The sequence below is a fragment of the Streptomyces sp. M41(2017) genome (genome assembly GCF_002078175.1).
Taxonomy (GTDB): Bacteria; Actinomycetota; Actinomycetes; order Streptomycetales; family Streptomycetaceae; genus Streptomyces.
This window is the reverse complement of record NZ_MWFK01000001.1, coordinates 3,013,992-3,038,322: the sequence shown is the minus strand read 5'-3', so window position 1 is coordinate 3,038,322 and position 24,331 is coordinate 3,013,992. Positions and strand designations below refer to the sequence as shown.

Sequence of the window (24,331 nt, the reverse complement as noted above, 5' to 3'; positions counted from 1 at the left end):
GTGCACGGAGCCGTGGGTACGGGGGGAACCCCGGCTCCGTGCGACGGCCGATGACCAGTCGGCTCACCCCTTACTGCGTCACGGCGGCTGAAAACGTCACACCGGGCCGGAGGAAAAGTTCAAGGAAAAACGAAACTGCAGGTCAGCGGCGTACCACCTGGTCGGGCGGAGGCCGGACTCCCGGAAGCGGCGACCCGAGGGGCGGCCGCACCGGGCCCCGCGCCTCACGGAGAGGGAGCGGGCAGCGGCGTCGCCGCAGGCCGGGGCGCCGGGGACGTCCCGGGCCTGACCGGCAGGCGCCGGACCGGGGCGGGGTGCCCGGGCCGTACGGGGGCGACGACGCCCCCGTTGCCCCGGGGGTCGTTGCCGCGCCCTATGTGGTGTCCGTCGTCGTCGCCCTGGTCCCCGCGGTCGTCCCGGCCGTCCTGGCCGGACCCGCGGCCCGAGCCCTGCTTGCCGTCGTCCCCTGCGCTCTTGCCGTCACCGGCGCCGGCCCGGCGGCCGAGCAGGCCCGCGCAGTACAGCTTGATCCTGCGGCCGCCTCCGGCCGCGTGCTCCAGGAGCTGGCGGCGCTCCCCGGCGAGGTCCTTGCCGTCGAGCACGTCACGGCAGTACGTACGCGCCCGGTTCAACCACGCGGGATCGCGGTCGGCACTCTCGGTGGCGTCGTCGCCGGGCCGGCCCGACGCGTCGGCGGTGTCCGGCCCCGCGGACGTCGGCGCGTCGCCCGACGGCCGGCCCGAGGGGCCGTCGGGCGACGGCACCACGGAACCGATGCCGCCGGAGACGGTGGGCCCGGGGGAGCCGAGCGGACGGTCGGGAGTCCGGATCGCCGTGACCGAGGCGGCGGGGTCCGGGTGTTGGCGGGTGAACGGCGTCGGCAACGCTCCGGTTCCGGCCGCGACGGCGACCCCGCCGACCATCCCGGCGGCCAGCACGGCGGCGAGCCCGATCCGGGTGGGGCGCCCCCACCGGGTGCGCCGTCCGTGCGCGGCCGGCCGCCCGATCCGTACGAGACCGGCGTCGGCGGCATGGGCCGCGGAGCGCGCGAGATCGCGCCGGCCGAGCGGCGCGGCGGCTCCGTCGGCGTTCTCGCGCGCCTTACGGAACGCGGCCAACGCGGCTGCCTCGCCGGGGAGTTCGTCGCTGTTCGGGGCGGGTTCGGCGATCAGGGCGTCGAGTGCTCCGGCGAGCCGCTCCACCTGCTCGCGCGTGTCCGCGTCGACGGCTTCCAGCGGCTCTCCGCGCAGCAGACGCTCCACGGCGTCGGCGTCCAGCCACCTGTAGTGCTCGTCGGCCATCACATGTCCTTCTGCGTCCGCGAACGCGTATGCGTCACACCGGCGGACGTCACCGCGCGGGTGCGCGATCCTCTTTGCTGGGGAACGGCGTCAAGCGCGCCGGTGGATTCCGCATCCGCGTCGAGCAGCTCCGCGAGCCGCTTCAGACCGCGGTGCGCCGCCGTGCGGACGGCGCCCGGACGCTTGCCCAGCGTCTCGGCCGCGGACTTGGCGTCGAGGCCGACCACGACCCGCAGGACGACGGCTTCCGCCTGGTCCTGGGGGAGCTGGGCGATGAGCGAGAGAGTGCTGTCGGTGGCCAGCGACTCGATGGCCTCGGTCGCGGTGTCGGACTCGGCGGGCCGGCCGGCCAGTTCGGTCTCGTCGCCGGCCGTCGCGGGGCGGCGTCCGCGCATCCGTATGTGGTCCAGGGCGCGGTTGCGGGCTATCCGCGCCGCCCAGCCGCGGAACCGGTCCGCGTCTCCGCTGAACCGCTCCAGGTCGCGGGCGATCTGCAGCCAGGCCTCGGACGTGACGTCCTCCGCGTCCGGTTCTCCGACCAGCGTCCGTACGTAGCCGAGCAGCCGTGGGTGCACGGCGCGGTACACAGTCCGGAACGCGGTCTCGTCCCCGTCCTGCGCAGCACGCACCGCGGCGGTCAGCTCCGCGTCGTCCCCCAGCACCCCCGCGCCCCTCTGTGCGCCCCGTCCGGTACCGCTCTCGCGGACCGGTTGTCTCGCCGTCGTGCTTCCTCGATGAATGGTCGCGGTCCCGGGTCCCGCGTGGTTCTGGTCACAGGCCCACGCGGCCCGCGGTCTCCGGTCCCCGTGGTCACGGTCCCGTCGGTCGTCCGCACCCGGCGCGAATGGAACGTTACGGCCTGAAACAGCTCCCCGTCCATGTTCGTACAACGTGCAACTACCTGGTGACGGAGCGAGGTGTGACACAAAACGCAGTCGCGGCGCTGTACTGAGTACGGGCCGCCGCGCGGCCCGTGCCGCGCGACGGTCGGGGCCTCTCCTGTGGGGGGTGGCGGCCCCGGCCGTTGCCATCGGCACCACTCCTCGGCACATGCACCGGCTCCGCCCGGCCCGGCCGTGGCTCAATCCGTACGGTCCCCGGCCTGCCGCTGAACCCGAGCCACCGCCGTCGCTCCGGCCGCCCCGCCGGTCGCCTCCGCCGCTCCCACCGTTTCCGCCGGGAAGGTCGCCGTGTCCGGCGCTCCCGCGTCCGACGTGTTCCCCGCCTCCCCCGTCTCCCCCGCGTCCCCCGGCCGTTCGGCGTTCGCCCTGCTCCCGGTCGTGCCCGCGCCCCTCCGGTGGCGCCAGTCGTCCCGTCGGCGGGTGGGGGCGGCGTGCGCTCCGTCGTCCCGGGCGGCACGGAAGGCGGCGACGGCGTGCGCCTCCGCCTCGCCGTCAACCGAGCGACCGCGCATGGCGGCGGCGAGCAGCGACCCGACGGCGGCCCGTACCCCGAGGGCGACACCACGTCCGCCTCCGCCGCCCCTGAGAGCGACCCGTCCGCCGGAGTCGGCGCCGGGGCCCGTGGCGTCGGCGACCCGACGGCCGGGGGAACCGTCGTCGCCCCGCCGTTCACTCCCGCCGGGCCCCGTGGGGTCCGCCGCCTTCCTGGGTTCCACAGGCACTCCGTCCGGTCCCATGCCGGTTCCCTCTCAGCCCGCCGCTCCGGGGTTCATCCCGCATCCCCCAGCGTCGGGGGCGCCTCGTCCGTCACACCCTCGGCCGCGAGCAGGCGCGCGAGCCGCTTGAGACCCCGGTGGGCGGAGGTGCGCACCGCGCCCGGGCGTTTGCCGAGCACCCGCGCCGCGGCCGGTCCGTCGAGGCCGACGACAACGCGCAGCAGAACCGCCTCGGCCTGGTCGCGCGGCAGCCCCGCGACCAGCTCCAGCGCGTACTCCGTGGACAGCGTCTCCAACGCCTCGTCATGCGTGCTGTGTCCGCCGGGCAGTTCCAGCACGTCCTGCTCGATGGGCGTGCCCCGGGGCCGTGCCTTCAGCCGCCGCAGATGGTCCAGCGCGCGGTGCCGCGCGATGGTCGCGGTCCAGCCGCGGAACCCCGCGCCGTCACCGCGGAACCGCCCCAGGTCCCGGGCGATCTCCAGCCAGGCCTCGGACGCCACGTCCTCCGCGTCGTCCCCGACGATCCCGCGCAGGTATCCGAGCAGTCCGGGCTGCACGGTCCGGTACGCGACGGCGAAGGCGGCCTCGTCACCCTCCTGCGCCCGCGCGACGGCCACGCCCAGTTCCGCGTCGTACGGCCGCCCGCGGCGGGGTTCCCCTCCCTGGCCCAACACTGTCCTCGTTCACGCCGAGTTCGCCCGAGTGTGTTCTGCCGACACGGCCGACCGCGCCGACACCCTCATGGTCATCAGCGCCGGTCCCCACGGAAATGTCACAGCACGTCAGCTGCCCCGGACCGCCCCCGGCGGCGTCCGCGCCGGACGGCCGGCTACCGCCGCGTGGCCTCGCGGCACAGCAGACGCAGGGAGCCGTCGCCCACATAGGCGCGACGGGCCTCGTCGATCGGGTCCCAGAGGCGGCCGTCGGGGGTGCGCAGCCAGTGTTCGCCACCGGTCTCCCACCACTCGGCGCCCGTACGGCGGGCGACGACCTCACCGGCGTACGCGCCGAACCCGCGCAGCACGCTCTCGACGGCTGCGTACGGTGCTCCCTCCCTGCGTATCTCGTCGATCATGCGGTCGACCCGCCACAGACTCTGCGCGGAGTAGTCGAGGCGCAGACGGGCGCCCTCCCGCATGGTCGCGACCGAGTCGGCCGCCCAGCGAACGGGCTTCGTCGCAGCTGAAGGCCTGGTTGTCCGAGGAGCGTTCACATTCGGTAGAGCGTGGCGGCGGCCTGATTCGTCACCCGGATCGGCGGGGGTTCGCGACACCGTCCCAGGACCGCCATCTCCACCCCAGGACACTCACAGGAACCCCCCAGGCACGCAGGTTTGGCAGCCGTCCGCCGGGCCGTCCCGAGCCACGCGCACACCGCGGACACCCGGACACCGCGGACACCGAGGCGGCCGAGGCCGCCGCAGGCCCGGCCCGCGCCGGTCCGAGCGGCGCGGGGCCGGATCCGTCGACGTCCGGCTGCGACCGCCGGGAACGCGGGGCCGGGGTCCTCCCGGCCCCCGCCGGCCCGGAGTTCCCCCGACCGCCGCCGGCCGTCGCCCCCGTCTCCGCGTGTCCTACGCCCGTCCCCGCGCCCTGCGCGCCACCACCGCCCGCAGGACGCGCCGGGCCTCGACCGACGTGTCCAGCACGAACCGCAGTCCGCCCGTGCCGTGTTCGGCGAGGAGCTCCAGGACGGCGGTCTGGCGGCGCAGTTCGGCGGAGACGAGCGGGGACAGCCCCTCCGTGCGGCCCTCCTCGCGCACCGTCGGCCAGGACGTGGTGTCGTCGGCGTGGTCGAGACGGCGATGCGCCCGCAGCGCCGTCAGCGAGCAGACGTCCGCCCAGGCGCGCAACTCCCCCTCCGAGGGCCGCTCCGGAACGGTGTCGAGCATCAGGCGGGTGAGGAGGGCCGCGTGGTCCTCGTCGGTGACGGGCGGCTCGGGCACCCCCGGGTCCAGCTTGACGCGCGCCTGCTCCAGACGCGTGCCCCACTCGGCCCAGGCGTCCGCCTCCACGAGGCACGCCCACAGGGGGCGCAGGACGTCGTCGTCACCGCCCAGCAGCGGAACGCACCGATCCAAACAAGCCAGACCGCTCGCTGCCAGACTTCTCTCGTCGGCCTGAGCGATCAGTTCCACCAGACTCATCACGACTCCCTCGAAATGCCTCAACAGGGCGCCCTCGCTTTACGGAGCCCGCACTTCCCCTTACTGCGTGCAACGGTCCAGGAGTGTCACAGTGGCACCACACCGAGCCGGTCGAGGAGCTGGAAGAGCAGATTTTCGGCCACCTCTCCCGACTTCGCGCCGGGGCCCTGTGGCCCGGCCTCCGGCTCCGCCTCCAGGACGGCGAGCAGTGCTTCGGCGGTCACCGAGTGGCCCGCCCCGGCCGCCCAGGCGACCGCCCGCGCGGCCGCGTCGGCGGGCTCCAGGAAGTAGTCGTCCACGCCCAGTCCGCCGTCGGCGCCGACGAGATGGCCGGCCATGACGTTCCGGGCCAGGCAGGCGCTCCACGCGTCGCCGGACGGCGTCGCCGCCTCCACCGCCACGCAGGCACTGTCCATCACGTACCCGAAGAGCGCGGGTGCCCCGGTCTCGCGGGCGAGCACCTTCATGCTCCCGATCCCGGTCCCCGCGCCCGGGTACTCCCAGACCTGCCAGCCGCCGGGTGCCGTCGTCCGGGACAGCAGGCCGGGCACCCCGGCCAGCGCGGCGGTCCGGGAGAGCGGCTGCTCGCTTCTGCCCACGACGAAATAGCCCCAGTACCCCATACCGGTTCCCCCCGGGTGTCTCGGTTCGGCGGCTGGGGCCGAATACACCACAGGGGTGCCGGGGTTGACCAGAGAAAGGGACGAACCGGTGCCCGTCGGACGTGTGTCAGCCGGCGTGCGCGGCGGGGCCCTGGAGCGCCTTCAGGTGCTGCATGCGGGTCAGCCTCAGCACGACGAGGATCGCCAGGGCCGCGGCCACGATGTCGACGACGTCGCAGAACAGGACCTGCGCGGCGGCGTCGTGGATCTCCCCGGCCGTGCCGGCCTTGGTGTACGACCTGCTGGACACCCGGTCGGTGAGCATTGTGAGGACCCAGAAGGTCCACCACACGTTGACGAGGGCGTGGCCGCTCCGGGACCCCGCGGGAGCGCTCGCGTCCCAGATGTCCAGCGTCACGCGGCGCGGGAACCACAGGCTGACCACGGGGACGAACCATCCCCAGCCGGCCCACGCCCGGGACTTGCTGTGCCCGTGCGGGCTGAACACCTCGGCGTTGGTGCGGACCCGCAGGAACCAGAGGAGGAAGACGACGACGGACCCCACCATCGTGGCCGACTGGGCGTAGCCCGACGTCGTGACCAGCGTGTCCGCGTCGGCGGCCCGGTCCTGGACGCCGTCGCCGAAGTCGCCGCCGGCGAGGGCCCCGGACACGTCGTACATCGTCCAGTCCGCCCAGACCGCGAACAGGTCGGCGGCGATCACCAGCGCGAGCAGCGCGACGGCGGCTCTGCCGAGGCCGACCGGTGAGCGCAGCCAGGCCGGTCCGTTCGGGGACGGAAGGGGCGGCAGCGGGGGGAGCGGCCGCGCCGCGGGCATCGGCGAGACGGGCCTCGGTGGGACGGAGTGCGACGGCGGCATGGTCATGAGAACCCCCAGGTGCACGGCACGACGGGGTGCCGGCACGACGAGCCGGGCGCGCCCCTCCCCAGGGTCACGCCCGGCACACGAATACGTATCCGGAAGATACGGTTCTGCTGAGCCACGCGGCCAGCCGATTGCGACCGGCTCCAGCCCGCCGGGAACTGCCCGAGTCAGTGCCTTCGACGCATGGCGGCGAGCAGCGGGCCGGCGTCGCGCGGCCGGGCCGATCGCCCTGGGCCGACCGCTCGGCCCATGGGCTCAGCCCAGCCGCTTCGCGAGCGCCGAGAACTCCGTCCACGACAGCTCGGGCCTGCCCGGATCCCACAGCTTCTGGACCGTGGCGCGCAGCGGCATCCGGATGCCGGCCGCGATCTGGTCCTGCGTCTGCGAGTTCGCCAGGTCGCACCAGACGGCGAAGGACCCGCCGAGGATCTGGGGGTCGTACGTCGCCGGGACCGCCGCCGTGCCGCGCAGGACGAGCGGCGTCCACTGCTCGTAGATGCGCTGTCCGGTCGGATAGACGAAGGTCTGCGGCTCGCCGAGGACGTAGTAGAGGAACTCGTCGTTGTAGTTGATGACCTTGCGGCCCGCCGACAGGTACTCGGCCGGGGGGCGGGCCCCGATCTCCTTGCCGGTCCAGTACGCCACCTGGAGATCGCCGTCGGCCTGGACGGTGCCGCCCCGGAAGAAGCCGTCGTTCCAGGCGCGTGCTGTCCTGTCGTGCCCCTGGACCACGGCCGCGCGGTCGTTCAGCCAGCCGGTCGCGAGGTCGGCGACGCTCGCGCCCGCGCCGTACTTGGCGCGCGCGGCGGTGGCGAGCTGCGGGAAGGACGCTGCCGGGTTCGACACCGTCAGCGCCTGGTACTCGTCGCCGCCGATGTGCCAGTAGGCGCCGGGGAAGAGGTCCGCGTACTCGTTGAGCAGGTCGTCGACGATGTCCGCCGCGGCCGGCTTGGAGATGTCGACGGCACCGCGTGTGGCGGTCCCGGAGACGTTGCGGAGCTGGAGGTCGGGGTGCGCGGCGATGACCGCGCCGAGGTGTCCGGGCGAGTCGATCTCGGGGACGACGGTGATGTGCCGGCTCGCGGCGAGCGCGATGATCCGGCGGACCTCGGCCTTGCTCAGGTGCTCCTTCGACACGATCTCGGGGTGGGTGTCGGACTCGATGCGGAAGCCCTGGTCGTCGGAGAAGTGCAGGCCGAGCTGGTTGAACTTCAGGTCGCCGAGCTCGCGCACCCGGTCCTCGATCCAGCCCGCCGTGAAGTGCTTGCGGGCGATGTCGAGCATGAACCCGCGCTGCGGTTTCGCGGGCCGGTCGTTCACCACACCCTCGGGGGCGGTGCCGCCGCCGTGCACCTCCTGCTTGAGGGTGCGCGTGCCGTAGAAGACGCCGGCCTCCGCGGGGCCCTTGATCGTGACCCGGTGGTTCTTCACGGTGAGGGTGTACGACTCCGGGCCCGCGGTGCCGTCGTTCAGACCCAGCTCGACGTCGCCGTCCTTCGGGTCGTCCTGGCCCGCGTACGTCAGCTTGAGCTCCCCGGCCAGCAGCTTGCCCTCGTCGGCGAGACCGGAGTCGTCCACGACGACCCGGCCACCGGAGGCGGGGCGCCAGCCGGGGCCGTGCGCCGCGGTGTGCTCCCGTACGGCGGGAATGGTGCGCGGGGCCCGCGAGAGGGGGTAGCTCCTGCTCGGCGAGGGGCTGGGACTGGGCGACACGCCGGCGGTCGCGGCCTTCGAGGCGTCGCCCGCACCGGCCGGTTCCCCGCTGTCGCCGCCCGGCCAGACGATCACGGCGACCGCGACGACGCCGGCGACGGCGAGACCGCCCGCGGCGATCTGGGCGCGGCCTTGCCACCATGCCTGCCGCCGCGGCGCACGCCGCCTGCCTCCACTCACGCCGTCACCCTCATTCCGTCACCGAGGCCCCTCCCCAAAAGATCCACTCTTCCGACCAGGTGTACTCCCCCGTCGGGGTGTCCACCTGCCCACTCCACCGTGAACTCTGCCCCGGCCGCCACCGCTACCGTCCACCGAGCGCTCCGAAACTCTCCCGTCCGGGTGAAATTCGGGCGTCCGTCGGACAGCCTTTGCCACACCTCGATAGCGTGAGCGGCACAGGTTTCACTTCTCCCCCTGCCGAAACACACGTATCGCGCGCACGTCACGCTCACGGGACGTCGCCCCTCCTCCCTTTACCGCCGAGGATCCACGCTGACGTCTCACCGTCTCCCTCGCCTCCCCGGCCAGGTCGCCCTGCCCGAGCAGAAGAGCGCGGCTCCGTCCCCGGCCCGCCTCGACGAGTTCAACGCCGCGCCGGCCGAAGCGGTCACCCGGGCCCTGCTCACCTGCTGCCGCAGCCTGCGCTGGGCGCACCGGCTCGCCGCCCACCGGCCCTACCCGGATCTCGCCGCGCTGCTCGCCGCCTCCGACGAGGCGGCGTACGACCTGACCCCGGCCGACCTGGCCGAAGCCCTGGCCGGCGAGTCGCTGACGCTCCTCCCGGACGGGGCCTACTCGGCCGCCCACACCGCGCTCAGCGCCGCGCACGCGGCCTACGAGAGCCGGTTCGGGCATGTGTTCGTCATCTGTCTGGACGGCTTCCCCCCGGGCGAGGCGCTCGACCAGGTGCTCGCGGGCATCCGGTCACGGCTGACGAACGATCCCGAGGAGGAGCGGGTCACCACCGCCGAGGAGCTGCGGCGGCTGGCCCGCGGCCGGCTCTCCCGTCTCGCCGTCCGGTTCACCGGCGCGGACGCTCCCCGGCCGGGTCACGCCGATGCCGGGCGCCCGTAATAGCCCGAACGTGGCTGATTGATTGCCAGTTTGATCACATTGATAGGGCCGCTGTAAGCGTTCCGACAACACGTCGCTACGATGGCCGGGGCCGGTGGACCGTACCCGGCCGGGCCCGTCCGACACAGAAGCCGGCGCGGCCCCAATCCCCGCTCCCGGAGGGTTCTTCCGTGCCGGCTGGAACGCTGTACCGCGGCCGGGAAGGAATGTGGTCCTGGGTGGCTCATCGAGTCACCGGCGTCCTCATCTTCTTCTTCCTGTTCGTACACGTGCTGGACACCGCTCTCGTCCGTGTGTCCCCCGAGGACTACGACAAGGTCGTGTCCACGTACAAGACCCCGATCGTCGCGCTGCTGGAGTACGGCCTCGTCGCCGCCATCCTGTTCCACGCGCTGAACGGCCTGCGTGTCATCGCCGTCGACTTCTGGTCGAAGGGCCCGCGCTACCAGAAGCAGATGCTCTGGTCCGTCGTCGGTGTCTGGGTCGTGCTGATGGCCGGGGCGCTCTACCCCGTGCTCGGGCACGCATTCCGCGAAGTCTTCGGGAGCTGACGCAGATGTCCACTACTGACACCGCCGCTTCCGGCATCGGCCCCGTCGAGGGTGCCGGAGAGTTCTCGGCGTACAGCGTCGACAACCCGGCCCCGTTCATCGAGGCCCCCCGCAAGCGCACCAAGAAGACCCCGAAGTCCACCCGTGGCAACTTCGAGATGTACGGCTGGCTCTTCATGCGCCTGTCCGGCATCGTCCTGGTCGTCCTGGTCATCGGCCACCTGCTCATCCAGCTCGTCCTGGACGGCGGCGTCTCCAAGATCGGCTTCGCCTTCGTGGCCGGCCGGTGGGCGAACCCCTGGTGGCAGGTCTGGGACCTGGCCATGCTGTGGCTCGCCATGCTGCACGGCGCCAACGGCCTGCGTACCGTCATCAACGACTACGCGGAGCGCGCGAACACGCGCCTGTGGCTGAAGGGCCTGCTGTACACCGCCACGGTGTTCACGATCCTGCTGGGCACGCTGGTGATCTTCACCTTCGACCCGAACATCCGCTAGGCACGGGGCTGAGGCAACCACTCATGAAGATCCACAAGTACGACACCGTCATCGTCGGCGCCGGCGGCGCCGGCATGCGCGCGGCCATCGAGTCGACGAAGCGCAGCCGCACCGCCGTGCTGACGAAGCTCTACCCCACCCGCTCCCACACCGGCGCGGCGCAGGGCGGCATGGCCGCGGCGCTCGCCAACGTGGAGGAGGACAACTGGGAGTGGCACACCTTCGACACGGTCAAGGGTGGCGACTACCTGGTCGACCAGGACGCCGCCGAGATCCTGGCGAAGGAGGCCATCGACTCGGTCCTCGACCTGGAGAAGATGGGCCTGCCCTTCAACCGGACGCCCGACGGGACGATCGACCAGCGCCGCTTCGGCGGTCACTCCCGCAACCACGGCGAGGCCCCGGTCCGCCGGTCCTGCTACGCCGCGGACCGCACCGGCCACATGATCCTCCAGACGCTGTACCAGAACTGCGTCAAGGAGGGCGTGGAGTTCTTCAACGAGTTCTACGTCCTCGACCAGCTGATCACCGAGGTCGACGGCGTCAAGCACTCGGCGGGCGTCGTCGCCTACGAGCTCGCGACCGGCGAGATCCACGTCTTCCAGGCGAAGTCCGTGATCTACGCCTCCGGCGGCACCGGCAAGTTCTTCAAGGTGACCTCCAACGCGCACACGCTGACCGGCGACGGCCAGGCCGCCGTCTACCGTCGCGGGCTGCCGCTGGAGGACATGGAGTTCTTCCAGTTCCACCCGACCGGCATCTGGCGCATGGGCATCCTGCTGACGGAGGGCGCCCGCGGTGAGGGCGGCATCCTCCGCAACAAGGACGGCGAGCGCTTCATGGAGAAGTACGCGCCGGTCATGAAGGACCTCGCGTCCCGTGACGTCGTCTCGCGCTCCATCTACACGGAGATCCGTGAGGGCCGCGGCTGCGGTCCCGAGGGCGACCACGTCTACCTCGACCTCACGCACCTCCCGCCGGAGCAGCTGGACGCCAAGCTGCCCGACATCACGGAGTTCGCGCGCACCTACCTCGGCATCGAGCCCTACACGGACCCGATCCCGATCCAGCCCACCGCGCACTACGCCATGGGCGGCATCCCCACCAACGTCCAGGGTGAGGTCCTCTCGGACAACACCACGGTCGTCCCGGGCCTGTACGCCGCCGGTGAGGTCGCCTGTGTCTCCGTGCACGGCGCCAACCGTCTCGGCACCAACTCGCTGCTCGACATCAACGTCTTCGGACGCCGCGCCGGCATCGCCGCCGCGGAGTACGCGGAGAAGACGGGCTTCGTCGAGCTTCCCGAGAACCCGGCCTCCCAGGTCGTGGCCCAGGTCGAGCGCCTGCGCGACTCCACGGGCACCGAGCGGGTCGCCGCGATCCGCCTGGAGCTCCAGGAGTGCATGGACGCCAACGTGATGGTGTTCCGCACCGAGCAGACGATCAAGACGGCGGTCGAGAAGATCGCGGAGCTGCGCGAGCGCTACCTGAACGTCTCGATCCAGGACAAGGGCCGCCGGTTCAACACGGACCTCCTCGAAGCCATCGAGCTGGGCAACCTGCTCGACCTGGCCGAGGTCATGGCCGTCTCGGCGCTCGCGCGCAAGGAGTCCCGCGGCGGTCACTACCGCGAGGACTACCCGAGCCGCGACGACGTCAACTTCATGCGCCACACCATGGCGTACCGCGAGGTCGGCGACGACGGCACCGAGTCCATCCGTCTCGACTACAAGCCGGTCGTCCAGACCCGCTACCAGCCGATGGAGCGTAAGTACTGATGGCTACTCCCACCCTGGACAAGGCGGACGCGGCCGGCACGCCCGAGCCCGGTTTCGCCGACTCCCCGTACATCACCGCCACGTTCCGCATCCGCCGGTACAACCCGGAGGTCTCGGCGGACGCGGTCTGGGAAGACTTCCAGCTGGAGATCGACCCCAAGGAGCGTGTCCTCGACGCGCTGCACAAGATCAAGTGGGACCAGGACGGCACGCTCACGTTCCGCCGGTCCTGCGCGCACGGCATCTGCGGCTCGGACGCCATGCGGATCAACGGCAAGAACCGTCTGGCCTGCAAGACGCTGATCAAGGACCTGAACCCCGAGAAGCCGATCACGGTCGAGGCCATCAAGGGCCTGACGGTGCTGAAGGACCTCGTGGTCGACATGGACCCGTTCTTCCAGGCGTACCGCGACGTGATGCCGTTCCTCATCACGAAGGACACCAACGAGCCGACGCGCGAGCGTCTGCAGTCGGCCGAGGACCGCGAGCGGTTCGACGACACCACCAAGTGCATCCTGTGCGCGGCGTGCACGTCGTCCTGCCCGGTGTTCTGGAACGACGGCCAGTACTTCGGTCCGGCCGCCATCGTGAACGCCCACCGCTTCATCTTCGACTCGCGTGACGAGGCCGGCGAGCAGCGGCTGGAGATCCTCAACGACAAGGACGGCGTGTGGCGTTGCCGCACGACGTTCAACTGCACGGACGCCTGCCCCCGAGGCATCGAGGTCACGAAGGCGATCCAGGAGGTCAAGCGCGCGCTGATCACGCGTCGCTTCTGACCGTTCCCCGCACGGCCGAAGGGCCCCGCTCCCCACTCGGGAGCGGGGCCCTTCCGCATGCCGTCAGCCGCGCAGGACGCGGCCCTGCTTGTCGGTGCGGTCGTTGCTCGTGAAGAACAGGATCGCGTCGATCAGGGCCCAGACGCCGAGGCCGCCGCAGGTGAAGAGCTGGGCGATGGCGACACCGGTGGAGCCGACGTAGAAACGGCCGGCGCCGAAGCCGCCCAGGAACAGCTGGAGAACTCCGGCGATCACCTTGGACTTGTCGGAGTAGGGACGGCCCTGGGGGTCGTAGCCGTAGGGCGCGTCAGGGGTGGGGACGGTCATGAGTACTGCTCCTGGATCACTGAAGACGGCCGGAGCGGTTCGCTCCGGTGAGCGCCCAGGAGGGGTCCCATGGCGGAGACCACCCATGGCCGGCGTGCACGTCGTCCCCCCTGTGCCGTCGGAGCGTACGGAGATTCATGCACGTCATGGGAGAGAAATTGATCAATCTTGCCCATTCCGTGATCATGATCCGTTCGCTGCCGAGGGGGAGCGACCGCCCCTCGGCTAGACGACGTTGCGGAGCACCGTCCAGGCGACCGCCGTCAGAAGCACCAGCACCTGCGTACGCGGCTTCAGCCGAGGGCTCCACCGGCGACCGCGCAGCCCCTCGACCATCCAGCGCGCCAGCAGGGCGAGGGCGAACGGCGCGGCGAGGAGCAGCATCCGGTTGTCGTGCCAGGCGGCGGCGAGGTGACCGTGCATCAGGTCGTAGACCATGCGCGTGCCGCCGCAGGCGGGGCAGAGCAGACCGGTGAGATACCGGAACGGGCAGCCGGGCAGCAGGTGGCCCGGCTCGTGCGGATCGGTGACGTACAGATAGCCGGCCCCGGCCGTCCCGGCGGCGAGCACCGCGAGAGGTGCCGCCGCCGGATGCCGCAGCGCGAACCGGCGCGCCGCGACGGAGTCAGCCACGCAGGACCCGGCCGTCGGAGTCGGTGGCGCTGTTGCCGACGAGCAGCATGATGCCGTCGATCAGGGACCAGACACCGAGGCCGCCGCAGGTGAGGAGCTGGGCTATGCCGATGCCGACGTTGCCCATGTAGAAACGCCCGATGCCGAGGCTGCCCAGGGCGAGCTGGAGGACACCGGCGACGATCTTCGACTTCTCGGAGTACGGGCGGCCGTAGGGGTCGTAGCCGTACGGAGCGTTCGGGTCGCCGGTGTAGGTGCCGGGCGGGACCGGACCACCCGGGTACCCGCCCGGCCCCGCGTAGCCGCCCGGGCCCGGGTACCCGCCGGGCCCGGGGTAGCCGTACTGACCCGGGTTGTCGTACGGGCCCTGCTGGGCGTACGGGCCGGGCTGCCCGGCGCTGTAGGGGCCGGTACCGCCGGGCGGGGTCGCTCCGGCGTTCGGGTAGCCGTAGCCGGGCGGCTGGTTCGGGGGCTGCGGCGGCTGGTGCGGCTGGTCGGTCAAGGTGCTGACTCCTGGTGTGCCCGCACGGGACGGCGCGGGACTGGGGTTCGAAGGCGACGATCGGTCAGGCCATCTTGCAGGAGGAGGCCCGCGGCACAGAAGTGGGTCCGCCGCACGGACTCCACCGCACGGACTCCACCGCAGGGACTCCGCCCCACGAACTTCGCCGCACGAACTTCGCCGCACGGACTTCGCCGCACGCACTCCGCTCCCCGAAGGTGCCGGCCGAGGATCGCCGACCGGCGCCGCTCCGGCCCCCGCCCGCCGTCGGCGGTGACGGTGACGGTGGCGGTGACGGTGGCGTGGATCGCCTCAACGGGTGATCACATGGTCGGCCCCCGGTCCGGCCCGCGATCACCGTCCCTGCCGCTCCCTAACCTGATGGAATGTCAGATGACGTGTCATACGAGCTGCTCGGACTCGACAACGTACTGCTGCCCGTCGGGAATCTCGGCGAGGCGGTGAGCTTCTACGAGCGGGCCGGCTTCCCGCTCGCCTTCCGGCTCGACGAGGCGGGCATCGCCCTGCTGAAGATCGGCAAGGAGACGCCCGGGGTGCTGCTGCGCCTCGACGACGAACTGAGCCACCGGCCGCCGCCGTGGGCGTCGCCACGACTGTGGCTGGAGGTGCCCGACGCCCGGTCCGCGGCCCGCGCCCTGGCGGCGGCGGGCATCCCGCCGCTCGACGAGCCCTTCTCCGTCGCCACCGGCTGGACCGTCGAGTTCGCCGACCCCTGGGGCAACGTCATCGGCCTGACGGACTACACCAAGCGCCCGGAACTCGCGCGCAGGGCCTGAGAGTAGGGGCGGCGCACACGTACGGGCTTCGGCGCCGAAGTCTGCCCGGATCCGACTTGAACATGTTCAAAAGCAGGTCTACATTCATCCCTGACAGCGTTTTGAACGCGTTCAAGAAGGGGTGGGGACATGGACCTCACAGTCGTCGCGTACGTCATCTATCTGCTCGTCAGCATCGCGCTGACGGTCTGGGTGGCGCGCACACTGAGCACCAACGGGCGGATCTTCCTGTCGGACGTCCTGCGCGGGAACGAGAAGCTCGCCGATGCCGTCAACCACCTGCTGGTGGTGGGCTTCTACCTGGTCAACCTGGGCTTCGTCGCGCTCTACCTGCACCAGAGCGACGAGATCGCCAACGCCCGCGAGATCTTCGAGGCCCTCTCGACCAAGCTGGGCGTCGTCCTGCTGGTCCTCGGCGTCATGCACCTGGGCAACGTGTACGTGCTCAACAAGATCCGCCGCCGGGGCGTCATGGAGCGGGAGCAGACCCCGCCGGTGCAGCCGACCGACTGGGCCGCGCCCGCGGCCGGGATGTGAGAGCGGTGACCGGCATCCAGGCCGGCCCGGACCGGGACGCCTCACGCGTCCCGGTCCGCGGGCTCACCGTCCTGCACGACCCGCGCTGCTCGCTGTGCGCCTTCCTGACCCACTGGCTCGCCCGGCAGGCGCAGCTGGTCCCCCTGCGCTTCGTGCCCGTCGGGTCCGAAGAGGCCCGGCGCCGCTTCCCCGGGCTCGACCACCGATCCACCCTGAGCGAGATCACCGTCGTGGGCGACGCGGGCCAGGTCTACCAGGGCGCGCCCGCCTGGATCGTCACCCTGTGGGCGCTGCGCGAGTACCGGGCGCTGGCCCACCGGCTGAGCACCCCCACCGGGGCGAAGTTCGCCCGGGGTGCCGTTCTCGCCGCCGCCAAGTGGCGTGAGGCGCAGCGGTCCGAGCGGTGGGGCGGCGGGGCCTACCACTGGGGCGACGGATGGAGTTACGACCCGACGGCGGGCTGGACGTACGCGCCGCCCTGCGACAGCGGCGGATGCTCCCCCGCTCCCACTCGTTAGGCTCGTCCCGTGCCAGCACCGACAGACAGCCCCGGCCCCAGCGAGTCCTCCGCGCCCTCCGCCTCCCCCGACCCGGCGGGCAAGGAAGCGGGCAGGAGCCCCGGCAAGAGCGAGCAGACCCGGGCCCTGATCCTGGAGACCGCGATGCGGCTGTTCCAGGAGCGGGGCTACGACAAGACGACCATGCGGGCCATCGCCCAGGAGGCCGGGGTCTCGGTCGGGAACGCGTACTACTACTTCGCCGGCAAGGAGCACCTGATCCAGGGCTTCTACGACCGGATCGCGAGCGAGCACCAGGAGGCCGTCCGCGAGGTGCTGGACCGCGAGACCGACCTGGAGGCCCGGCTGGGCGGCGTGCTGAAGGTGTGGCTGGACATCGCCACGCCCTTCCACGAGTTCGCGGTGCAGTTCTTCAAGAACGCCGCGGACCCGGACAGCCCGCTCAGCCCCTTCTCCCCCGAGTCGGAGCACGCGCGCGCGGAGGCCATCAGCGTCCACAAGGAGGTGCTGGCCGGGGCGAGGACGAAGGTGCCCGAGGAGCTGCGCGAGATTCTCCCGGAGCTGATGTGGCTCTCCCAGATGGGGCTCGTCCTGTACTGGGTCTTCGACCGTACGGAGGGCCGCGAGCGCAGCTACCGGCTCGCCGAGCGCGGTGCGCGGCTGACCGCGCGCGGTGTCTCGCTGGCCCGGTTCCGGCTGCTGCGTCCCCTCGTCCACGAGGTGCACGAGCTGTTCACGGACTTCCTGCCCGGGATGACGAAGGCGCTGCCCGACCCGGCGAAGAAGACGGACAGGCCCGCGAAGAAGGCGGGCAAGAAGGAGGCGTAAGGGGCGCCCGTCCATGGTGGGAGCCCCTTACGCCGTCCGTTCACCCGGGTCGTGGCCTCAGTTGACCGCGTCGGCGTCCACCTCGCCCGCCGTCAGCTCCACGTCGTGCACCAGCGGCTGGTCGGCCACCACGACGTGCCGGGCCCGTGCCCCGTACGAACGGGCCGTCGCCGAGAGCAGATACGTGCCCGGCGCCGGGACCGAGACGATGTACGAACCGTCGGCCAGCGAGGTCACGCGGTCGAGCTGACGGCCGCCCTTGGACAGCAGGGTGAGGACCGCGCCGTCGACGGGCACACCCTCCGCGTCGCGGACGAGACCGTGGACGACGGTCGCGCCGCCCTCGACGGGGGCGGGCTCCTCGGCGGGCGGCGCCTCGGCCGGTTCGACCGCCAGGTGTGGCAGCCGCTTCTCAAGACCCGCGGGCAGCCACCAGTTGGAGTCGCCGAGCAGGTGCATCGCGGCCGGTACCAGGGCCGTACGCAGGATGAAGGCGTCCAGCGCGACGGCGGCGGCCAACCCGACGCCGGCCATCGCGGCCCCCGAGTCGCCGCTCAGGACGAAGGCCAGGAAGACGCAGACCATGATCAGTGCGGCGGAGTTGATGACCCGGCTGGTCTCGGCGAGACCGACCCGAACCGCCCGGGCGTTGTCCTTGGTGTGCACCCATTCCTCGTGCATGCGGCTCACCAGAAACACCTGGTAGTCCATGGACAGCCCGAAGAGGAGCGAGAGCATGATGACGGGCAGGAAGGCGTTGATCGGGCCCTCCTTGCCGAGGCCGAGGAGTTCCAGGCCCCAGCCCCACTGGAAGACCGCGGTGAGGACGCCGAAGGACGCGGCGGCGGCGATCAGGTTCATCAGCGCGGCCGTCAGCGGGACCACCAGCGAGCGGAAGGCGACCAGCAGGAGCAGGAAACCGAGCCCGATGATCGTGGCGACGAAGTACGGGAGCCGGTCGCCGGTGATCGTGGCGAAGTCCTTCGACACGGCGGTGACACCTCCGACGTGCGCCGTCGCGCCCGCGTCCGGGATGACCCGGTCCCGCAGGGTGTCGATGAGCTCGTCGGTCCTCTGCGACTGCGGTGACGTCGTCGGCACCACCTGGACGACGGTCACACCGTGCGCGGGCGGCAGCGCGGCGACCCTGGCCACGCCGGGTGTGCCGTCGATGCCCTTCACCAGGGCATCCGTGTCACCGGCGGTGACCACCACCTGCAAGGGGCCGTTGAAGCCGGGCCCGAAGCCCTCCGCGAGCAGGTCGTAGGCCTTCCTGGTGGTGGTCGTGGCGTCGTCGTTGCCCTGGTCGGTGGCGCCGAGGCGCAGCGACAGGACGGGGATCGCGAGGATCGCCATGACGGCCAGCGCGACGGCGGCGATCGCCTTGGGCCGGCGCTGCACGGTCGAGGACCAGCGGGCCGCGGCGCCGCTCGTCCGCTCCGGCTCGGGACCCCGCTCGGCGAGCCTGCGCCGCTGGCGGCGGCTGAGCACCCGCGCACCGAGCATTCCCAGCAGGGCCGGCAGCAGGGTGGTGGCCGCGAGGACGCTGAACACGACCGTGAGGGACGTCCCGATGACCACCCCGTCCAGGAAGCGCAGGTTCGTCACGAGCATGCCGGCGAGCGCGATGCACACCGTGCCGCCCGCGAACAGCACCGCCCGGCCCGAGGTGTTGAGGGCGGTGACCGCCGACTCCTCGGGCTCCATGCCGCGCAGGATGCCCCGCCGGTGGCGGGTGACGATGAACAGCGCATAGTCGATGCCGACACCGAGACCGATCAGGGTCGCCAACAGCGGGGCCAGGTCGGGGATGTCGGTGCTGTGGCTGAGCAACTGCGTGGAGAAAAGGCCCGTACCGACACCGAAGACGGCGATGCCGATGGGCAGCAGCATCGCGAAGAACGAGCCGAACGCGAGGAAGAGGACGACGGCCGCGGCCAGGATGCCGACCATCTCGGCGAGCCCGGTGGGCGGTTCCTGCACCCGCTGGATCGCCTGACCGCCCAACTCGACCTGGAGCCCGTCCCGTCCGGCGTCCCGGGCGGTGTCGAGGACGTCCTGGACGAGTTCCTTGGGTACGGCGTTCGCCTGCTCGGTAAAGGTGACCTGGGCGTACGCGATCCTGCCGTTCCGGCTGATCTGCGCGGCGCCCCGTTCCCCTTCGTACGGTCCCGCGACGGCGCCGACGCCCTTCATGCCGGCGATCTCGTCCAGCGCGGGCTGGATCCGGGAACGGACGGACGCATCCCCGACCGTCCCCTCCTCGACCTTCCACACCACCGTGTCGGTGTCTCCCGCGCTCTCCGGGAAGGCCTTCTCCATCTGGTCGTACGCGCGCTTGGAGTCCGTGTTCGGGAGCGAGAACACGTTCGCGTAGTCCGTGCCCGCGGTGGTCGCCGCGAAGCCCAGACCGAACAGTGCGCCCACCCACAGCAACAGGACCACCAGCCGATGCCGATAGCACCAACGTGCCAATGCCGCCACGCTCAACGCTCCTTGTCCGCTTGGTCGATCGGTCGGTCCCCCAGGTCCTGCGCACCAGGATCGACGGCGCCGCGCAGCGGGCGACACGACGCGCCCATGACTCTCAAGGAACTCCAAAGGGGGAACCGCCCCCGCCGTCGACGGCCGCGCCGATACTGGGGGCATGAGCGCACACGAGGGATCCACCGTCCTCGTCGTCGAGGACGAGCCGAGCATCGCCGACGTCCTCACCATCGCGCTGCGCTACCACCGGTTCGAGGTGATGGCCGCCGGGACCGTCCGCGAGGCCCTCGAACTCGCCGAGCGCACCCGCCCCGACGCGGCCCTGCTCGACATCATGCTTCCGGACGGCGACGGCCGGGCCCTCGGCCGTGAACTGCGGGCGCGCCGGCCCGGACTGGCCATCGTGTTTCTCACCGCGCGGGACGCGCCCGCCGAGATCGTCGGGGCCCTCGGCTTCGGCGACGACTACATCACCAAGCCGTTCAACATCGACGAGGTCGTCGCCCGCATCACCGCCGTGCTGCGCCGGACACGGCCCGACGACGTCCTGCCGCAGCGCCCGCCGCTGCGGTACGGCGATCTGGAACTGGACGAGACGACGTACCGTGTGCACCGCGCGGGCACCACCGTCGAGCTCACCCCCACGGAGTACGCCCTGCTGCGCTTCCTCGTCCGCAACGGCGGACGGATCGTGCCCAAGGAACAACTCCTGCGCCACGTCTGGCAGTACGAGCATCCGGCCGAGTCCACGGTCGTGGAGACGTACATCAGCTATCTGCGGCGCAAGCTCGAACCGCTCGGGCCACCGGTGATCCAGACCCGGCGGGGCGTCGGGTACGGGCTCGCGTGAGGCCGCCCGTCCGGTCCTCGCTCCCCCGCCCGCGCCGCCGGCACGGCGTCCACTCGCTCCGCGGCCAGCTCACCCTCGCGAACGTCGCGCTCCTCGCCCTCGGCATCGTGACGGCGACCGCCGTGAGCCTGATGGGCATGCGGCACTATCTCCTCGACCAGGTGGACACCCAGCTCGTGAAGACCCGCGAATCGCTCGGCGTCTCCCGGCTCACCATGACCCAGATCGACTCGCTGACCGCCCTGACCTTCGTCCGGGACCGGATCGGGCCGGCCGTGGACGGATCGCCCAAGCCCGACTCCCTCTTCGCCGCCGTCGACCGGCGGGGCCGGGCCGTCGAGGTCGCCGGCTTCGAACCCACCGACACACAGCGCGCGTTCGCCACCGCCGTGGACGACCCCGGAGCACTCGCCCGCGACGACGACCCGCACGACATCACCGTCCACGGCGCCGACTACCGGGCGACCGGAGCCCGCCTCGCCGACGGCACGTACGTCCTGTTCGCCACCTCGACGGACGGGCTGCACAAGGGCATCGCGAAGGCCCTCAAGCTCGATCTGACCGTCGGCACCCTGCTCTTGGCGCTCCTCGCCTGCCTCACCATGTTCAGCGTGCGCCGCAGGATGCTGCCGCTGGAGGCCATGGTGGAGACCTCGTCGGCCATCGCCGACGGCGACCTCACCCGGCGCGTGCCCTCCAGCCACCGCCCGACCCAGGAGGTCGAACAGCTGCGGCTCGCCCTCAACTCCATGCTCCAGCAAGTCGAATCGGCCCACCGGACCCGCGAACGCAGCACCGCCCAGCTGCGCCGGTTCGTCGGCGACGCCTCGCACGAACTGCGCACCCCGCTGGCGGCGATACGCGGCTACCTCCAGCTCTACGACAAGGGGATGCTCACCGACCCCGTCGAGCGCCGCCGCGCCTGGGACCGGATGAACGGCGAGGCCGACCGCATGGGCCGCCTCGTCGACGAACTCCTCACCCTGGCCCGCCTCGACCAGCGGCCCGAACTGCGCTTCCGCAGCGTCGACCTGAGCCGGCTGGTGCGGGACGCCGCCGAGGACCTGCGTGCTCAGCAGCCCGGCCGCCCGGTGACCGTGGACGCCGACGGCACCCTGCTCGTGCAGGCCGACGAGTCCGGGCTGCGCCAGGTGCTGGGCAACCTCGTGGGCAACGTGCGCACCCACACCCCCGCCGACGTGCCGGTGCGGATCGGCCTGGAGCGCGCGGACGGTGTCGTACGGCTGTGTGTCGCGGACAAGGGTCCGGGGCTCGCCGAGGAGGACGCGACGCGCGTCTTCGACCGCTTCTTCCGGACGGGTCGCGGCGCGGGCAGCGGACTCGGCATGGCCATCGTGCACGGCGTGGTGACGGCCCACGGGGGCAGCGTCGCCGTGCGGACGGCACCCGGCGAGGGCCTCGACGTCACGGTCACCCTGCCCGTGCGGTGAGGCGGCGGATCCGCGGGCGCCTCGGGCCGGCCCGCCCGACCCGCCGCGGCTGAGGCACCCCTCTGGCGCCGTTGTGACCTGCGGGAACGGACTTGGGGAGATGCTGACCCGGGCGATTGAACACCGGCGCGCACGGTCCCGTACACCTCGATGAAGGCGGCCTCGGTCTCCACGCCCCGGTCCGTCACGCCACCACCGCGCCGCGCACGGAAGGACCGCCGGGTTGTCGTTCACATCGAGCTCTCGACAGCTGCCGAACACGGACGAGACGCCGGAACGGGAGACGCCCGAACCGGACGCGCCCTCCCCCGGAATCGAGCAGCCCGGCCCGGCCTCCCAGGACGCGTCGGCGGACTCCCCCGATCACGCGCGGGACACCACCGACGCGGAGCCCGGGCGGGGCGCGTCCTCCTCCGGGCCCGAGCAGCCCGCTCCCGCCGCCGAGGGAGAACCGGCCGTCGGCACCGCGCAGGACGCGACGGACCCGGAGCCCGAGCGCGGCGCGACCGATGCGGAGCCGGTCGTGCGGGCGCCGGAGGGCGAGGTCCCGGCCCGGAGCGGTGCCGGGTCCTCGTCCGACGACGACGAGGGCGGGGACGACGGCGGGGACGACGGCGACAAACCGGTCCCGGTCTCCTCGCCCCCGCCGGCCGGCCACGCGGACGAGGGCACGGACGGGGGCACGGACGAGGACGGGGACACGGGCCCCGCGGCCCCCTCGGCCGGAGGGGTCGGAGAGGCCGCTCCGCCGAGCGGGCGGGTGCGTGGGTGGCGGGGGCGGTATCCGGTAGCGGCGACCGTCCTCGCGTGGACGGTGACCGGTCTCGCCGCCGTACTCGTGCTGTTCGCTCTGCTCATGCCCGGCAAGGCGGACCAGTTCCACCCGGCGCAGTTCCTGCGCGTGCCGGTGGAGGCGGTGTTCGGAGCCGCCCTGGTGCTCGTCCTGCCGCGCAGGCCGCGGATCGCCGTCTCGGCGGTCGCCGGGCTCGCCCTCGGCGTCCTGACCGTGCTGAACCTCCTCGACGTCGGCTTCAACGAATACCTGGGCCGTGGCTTCAACGTCGTCCTCGACTGGGCCCTGTTCAGCGACGCGCAGGCCTACCTCCAGGACACCTTCGGCGGGGGCGGGGCGCTCGGCATCGCGATCCTGGCCGTGGTGCTCGTGATCGCCGTCCTGGCGCTCGTCACGCTGTCGGTGGTTCGGCTGGGCAACCTGGTGGCCCGCAACTCCGAGGTGGCGACGCGCGCCACGCTGGTGGCGGCCATCGTCTGGGTGACGTGCGCGGCGCTCGGCGTGCAGGTCACCGGCGTGCCCATCGCCTCCGAGCATGTCGCGCTGGCGGTCCAGGACCGGGCCCACCGGGTGCGCGACACGATCAGGGACGAGGCCGAGTTCCAGAAGATCGCGAAGAAGGACACCTTCGCGAACACACCGCCGGACCAGCTCCTGACGGACCTGCGCGGCAAGGACATGATGATCACCTTCATCGAGAGCTACGGACGCAGCGCCATCGAGGACCCGGTGATGGCTCCGGGCGTCGACGCGACCCTGACCGCGGAGAACAGGAAGCTCACCGGGGCCGGGTTCGCGGCGAAGAGCGGCTGGCTCACGTCGGCGACGTACGGCGGAAGCAGCTGGCTCGGCCACTCGACCTTCCTGTCGGGCCTGTGGATCAACAACCAGCAGCGCTACCGCACGGTCACCGCGGGAGATCACCTCACGCTCCCCGGCGCTTTCGCGAAGACGGGCGACTGGGACACCGTGGGCGTGATGCCGGGCGTCCAGAAGGCCTGGCCCGAGCAGAAGTTCTACGGCATCGACAAGCTCTACGACTCCCGCGACCTCGGCTACCGGGGCCCGAAGTTCAGCTGGTCCACGATGCCCGACCAGTACGCGCTGACCGCGTTCGAGCGCCTGGTGCACGGCAAGAAGCACGACAAGCCGCTCATGTCGACGATCATCCTGACGTCGAGTCACCAGCCGTGGGCACCCATCCCCAGGACCGTCCCGCAGGACCAGGTCGGCGACGGATCGGTCTACGACGCGATCGAGAAGGCCGGCAAGCGGCCCGGGGACATCATCACCGACGCGCGGAAGTCGAAGGAGGAGTACGGCAAGTCCATCCAGTACTCGGTGACGAGCCTCATCGACTACCTGGTGAAGTACGGCGACAAGAACACCGTCCTGATCTTCCTCGGCGACCACCAGCCGATCGCCCGGGTCAGCGGCGACCACGCCAGCCGCGACGTACCCGTCTCGATCGTCGCCAAGGACCCGAAGGTGCTCGACCGGATCGCGGACTGGGGCTGGACGGACGGCCTCCAGCCCGAGCACAACGCGCCGGTCTGGAAAATGAGCGCCTTCCGGGACCGCTTCCTGACGGCGTACGGATCGACTCCGCACTCCTGACGGCCGTCCCGTGGCGCCGCCGACGGCGCCACGGGGGCCGAGG

25 protein-coding genes are annotated in these 24,331 nt (G+C 71.9%); 12 read left to right on the top strand and 13 right to left on the bottom strand.

Annotated features, from left to right (window positions below):
- Positions 1-224 precede the first annotated feature (224 nt).
- From B0675_RS13420 to B0675_RS13380, 9 genes are all read right to left on the bottom strand, one after another.
- Positions 225-1,301 carry a hypothetical protein gene (locus tag B0675_RS13420; RefSeq protein ID WP_081219026.1) on the bottom strand — a complete coding sequence of 359 codons (1,077 nt, stop codon included), beginning with the start codon at positions 1,299-1,301 and terminating at the stop codon, positions 225-227.
- On the bottom strand, positions 1,301-1,963 hold the full coding sequence (locus B0675_RS13415; RefSeq protein WP_081219025.1) for an RNA polymerase sigma factor: 663 nt from the start codon (positions 1,961-1,963) through the stop codon (positions 1,301-1,303). Before B0675_RS13415 ends, B0675_RS13420 begins: the two co-directional genes overlap by 1 nt.
- A gap of 419 nt (positions 1,964-2,382) precedes the next feature.
- Positions 2,383-2,919 carry a hypothetical protein gene (locus B0675_RS13410; RefSeq protein WP_081219024.1) on the bottom strand — a complete coding sequence of 179 codons (537 nt, stop codon included), beginning with the start codon at positions 2,917-2,919 and terminating at the stop codon, positions 2,383-2,385.
- 53 nt (positions 2,920-2,972) lie between these two features.
- Positions 2,973-3,590 (bottom strand): RNA polymerase sigma factor, encoded by a 618-nt coding sequence (locus tag B0675_RS13405; protein WP_081219023.1) that lies wholly within the window; start codon positions 3,588-3,590, stop codon positions 2,973-2,975.
- A gap of 158 nt (positions 3,591-3,748) precedes the next feature.
- Entirely contained in the window at positions 3,749-4,132 is a 384-nt protein-coding gene (locus tag B0675_RS13400; RefSeq protein ID WP_081219022.1) for a hypothetical protein, read from the bottom strand.
- A 360-nt stretch (positions 4,133-4,492) separates the two neighbouring features.
- Positions 4,493-5,065: a hypothetical protein gene (locus B0675_RS13395; protein WP_081219021.1), complete on the bottom strand. Its 573-nt coding sequence runs from the start codon at positions 5,063-5,065 to the stop codon at positions 4,493-4,495.
- A gap of 86 nt (positions 5,066-5,151) precedes the next feature.
- A complete protein-coding gene (locus tag B0675_RS13390; protein WP_081219020.1) occupies positions 5,152-5,688 on the bottom strand; it encodes a hypothetical protein in 537 nt (178 codons plus the stop codon).
- Between the two features lie 106 nt (positions 5,689-5,794).
- Positions 5,795-6,553 (bottom strand): DUF4328 domain-containing protein, encoded by a 759-nt coding sequence (locus tag B0675_RS13385; RefSeq protein WP_081219019.1) that lies wholly within the window; start codon positions 6,551-6,553, stop codon positions 5,795-5,797.
- A 255-nt stretch (positions 6,554-6,808) separates the two neighbouring features.
- Complete coding sequence (locus tag B0675_RS13380) at positions 6,809-8,341, bottom strand: glycoside hydrolase family 20 protein (RefSeq protein WP_241539933.1); 1,533 nt, start codon at positions 8,339-8,341, stop codon at positions 6,809-6,811.
- A gap of 420 nt (positions 8,342-8,761) precedes the next feature.
- Here B0675_RS13380 and B0675_RS13375 point away from each other — a divergent pair, with 420 nt between their 5' ends.
- The 5 genes from B0675_RS13375 to B0675_RS13355 all read left to right on the top strand — a co-directional run bounded on the left by B0675_RS13375 (position 8,762) and on the right by B0675_RS13355 (position 12,948).
- The gene (locus B0675_RS13375) at positions 8,762-9,343 is read left to right on the top strand and encodes a 2-oxo-4-hydroxy-4-carboxy-5-ureidoimidazoline decarboxylase (RefSeq protein ID WP_081219017.1); all 582 of its coding nucleotides are present in this window, start codon (positions 8,762-8,764) and stop codon (positions 9,341-9,343) included.
- A 170-nt stretch (positions 9,344-9,513) separates the two neighbouring features.
- Positions 9,514-9,894: a succinate dehydrogenase, cytochrome b556 subunit gene (gene sdhC, locus B0675_RS13370; protein ID WP_081219016.1), complete on the top strand. Its 381-nt coding sequence runs from the start codon at positions 9,514-9,516 to the stop codon at positions 9,892-9,894.
- A 5-nt stretch (positions 9,895-9,899) separates the two neighbouring features.
- Positions 9,900-10,391, top strand: a complete 492-nt coding sequence (locus tag B0675_RS13365; RefSeq protein ID WP_081219015.1) for a succinate dehydrogenase hydrophobic membrane anchor subunit — start codon at positions 9,900-9,902, stop codon at positions 10,389-10,391.
- 23 nt (positions 10,392-10,414) lie between these two features.
- Complete coding sequence (sdhA, locus tag B0675_RS13360; RefSeq protein ID WP_081219014.1) at positions 10,415-12,169, top strand: succinate dehydrogenase flavoprotein subunit; 1,755 nt, start codon at positions 10,415-10,417, stop codon at positions 12,167-12,169.
- Entirely contained in the window at positions 12,169-12,948 is a 780-nt protein-coding gene (locus B0675_RS13355; RefSeq protein WP_081219013.1) for a succinate dehydrogenase iron-sulfur subunit, read from the top strand. Before sdhA ends, B0675_RS13355 begins: the two co-directional genes overlap by 1 nt.
- Positions 12,949-13,011: 63 nt before the next feature.
- Here the strand turns inward: B0675_RS13355 and B0675_RS13350 are convergent, their stop codons facing one another.
- From B0675_RS13350 to B0675_RS13340, 3 genes are all read right to left on the bottom strand, one after another.
- The gene (locus B0675_RS13350) at positions 13,012-13,275 is read right to left on the bottom strand and encodes a TM2 domain-containing protein (protein ID WP_081219012.1); all 264 of its coding nucleotides are present in this window, start codon (positions 13,273-13,275) and stop codon (positions 13,012-13,014) included.
- Positions 13,276-13,500: 225 nt separating this feature from the next.
- On the bottom strand, positions 13,501-13,908 hold the full coding sequence (locus B0675_RS13345) for a DUF2752 domain-containing protein (RefSeq protein ID WP_081219011.1): 408 nt from the start codon (positions 13,906-13,908) through the stop codon (positions 13,501-13,503).
- Positions 13,901-14,410: a TM2 domain-containing protein gene (locus tag B0675_RS13340; protein WP_081219010.1), complete on the bottom strand. Its 510-nt coding sequence runs from the start codon at positions 14,408-14,410 to the stop codon at positions 13,901-13,903. Before B0675_RS13340 ends, B0675_RS13345 begins: the two co-directional genes overlap by 8 nt.
- Before the next feature lie 386 nt (positions 14,411-14,796).
- On the opposite strand from B0675_RS13340, the gene B0675_RS13335 reads away from it, so the two are divergent.
- The 4 genes from B0675_RS13335 to B0675_RS13325 all read left to right on the top strand — a co-directional run bounded on the left by B0675_RS13335 (position 14,797) and on the right by B0675_RS13325 (position 17,090).
- On the top strand, positions 14,797-15,207 hold the full coding sequence (locus B0675_RS13335; protein WP_081219009.1) for a VOC family protein: 411 nt from the start codon (positions 14,797-14,799) through the stop codon (positions 15,205-15,207).
- 129 nt (positions 15,208-15,336) lie between these two features.
- The gene (locus tag B0675_RS41940) at positions 15,337-15,744 is read left to right on the top strand and encodes a hypothetical protein (protein ID WP_241539775.1); all 408 of its coding nucleotides are present in this window, start codon (positions 15,337-15,339) and stop codon (positions 15,742-15,744) included.
- A gap of 5 nt (positions 15,745-15,749) precedes the next feature.
- Entirely contained in the window at positions 15,750-16,262 is a 513-nt protein-coding gene (locus B0675_RS41935) for a DCC1-like thiol-disulfide oxidoreductase family protein (RefSeq protein ID WP_241539774.1), read from the top strand.
- Between the two features lie 9 nt (positions 16,263-16,271).
- Complete coding sequence (locus B0675_RS13325) at positions 16,272-17,090, top strand: TetR family transcriptional regulator (protein WP_081219008.1); 819 nt, start codon at positions 16,272-16,274, stop codon at positions 17,088-17,090.
- 57 nt (positions 17,091-17,147) lie between these two features.
- On the opposite strand, the gene B0675_RS13320 is transcribed toward B0675_RS13325, so the two are convergent.
- Complete coding sequence (locus tag B0675_RS13320) at positions 17,148-19,565, bottom strand: MMPL family transporter (RefSeq protein ID WP_081219007.1); 2,418 nt, start codon at positions 19,563-19,565, stop codon at positions 17,148-17,150.
- Positions 19,566-19,737: 172 nt separating this feature from the next.
- On the opposite strand from B0675_RS13320, the gene B0675_RS13315 reads away from it, so the two are divergent.
- The 3 genes from B0675_RS13315 to B0675_RS13305 all read left to right on the top strand — a co-directional run bounded on the left by B0675_RS13315 (position 19,738) and on the right by B0675_RS13305 (position 24,288).
- A complete protein-coding gene (locus B0675_RS13315) occupies positions 19,738-20,427 on the top strand; it encodes a response regulator transcription factor (protein ID WP_081219006.1) in 690 nt (229 codons plus the stop codon).
- Positions 20,424-21,878 (top strand): HAMP domain-containing sensor histidine kinase, encoded by a 1,455-nt coding sequence (locus B0675_RS13310; protein WP_081219005.1) that lies wholly within the window; start codon positions 20,424-20,426, stop codon positions 21,876-21,878. Before B0675_RS13315 ends, B0675_RS13310 begins: the two co-directional genes overlap by 4 nt.
- Positions 21,879-22,101: 223 nt before the next feature.
- Positions 22,102-24,288 carry a sulfatase-like hydrolase/transferase gene (locus tag B0675_RS13305; RefSeq protein ID WP_107482618.1) on the top strand — a complete coding sequence of 729 codons (2,187 nt, stop codon included), beginning with the start codon at positions 22,102-22,104 and terminating at the stop codon, positions 24,286-24,288.
- Positions 24,289-24,331: the final 43 nt, after the last annotated feature.

Bases quoted from the DNA above. Each gene is read 5' to 3' on its own strand.
- B0675_RS13355 (WP_081219013.1), top strand. From the start codon at position 12,169: ATGGCTACTCCCACCCTGGACAAGGCGGACGCGGCCGGCACGCCCGAG.
- B0675_RS13395 (WP_081219021.1), bottom strand. From the start codon at position 5,065: ATGAGTCTGGTGGAACTGATCGCTCAGGCCGACGAGAGAAGTCTGGCA.
- B0675_RS13365 (WP_081219015.1), top strand. From the start codon at position 9,900: ATGTCCACTACTGACACCGCCGCTTCCGGCATCGGCCCCGTCGAGGGT.
- B0675_RS13385 (WP_081219019.1), bottom strand. From the start codon at position 6,553: ATGACCATGCCGCCGTCGCACTCCGTCCCACCGAGGCCCGTCTCGCCG.
- B0675_RS41940 (WP_241539775.1), top strand. From the start codon at position 15,337: ATGGACCTCACAGTCGTCGCGTACGTCATCTATCTGCTCGTCAGCATC.
- B0675_RS13390 (WP_081219020.1), bottom strand. From the start codon at position 5,688: ATGGGGTACTGGGGCTATTTCGTCGTGGGCAGAAGCGAGCAGCCGCTC.
- sdhA (WP_081219014.1), top strand. From the start codon at position 10,415: ATGAAGATCCACAAGTACGACACCGTCATCGTCGGCGCCGGCGGCGCC.
- B0675_RS13420 (WP_081219026.1), bottom strand. From the start codon at position 1,301: ATGGCCGACGAGCACTACAGGTGGCTGGACGCCGACGCCGTGGAGCGT.
- B0675_RS13315 (WP_081219006.1), top strand. From the start codon at position 19,738: ATGAGCGCACACGAGGGATCCACCGTCCTCGTCGTCGAGGACGAGCCG.
- B0675_RS13350 (WP_081219012.1), bottom strand. From the start codon at position 13,275: ATGACCGTCCCCACCCCTGACGCGCCCTACGGCTACGACCCCCAGGGC.
- B0675_RS13335 (WP_081219009.1), top strand. From the start codon at position 14,797: ATGTCAGATGACGTGTCATACGAGCTGCTCGGACTCGACAACGTACTG.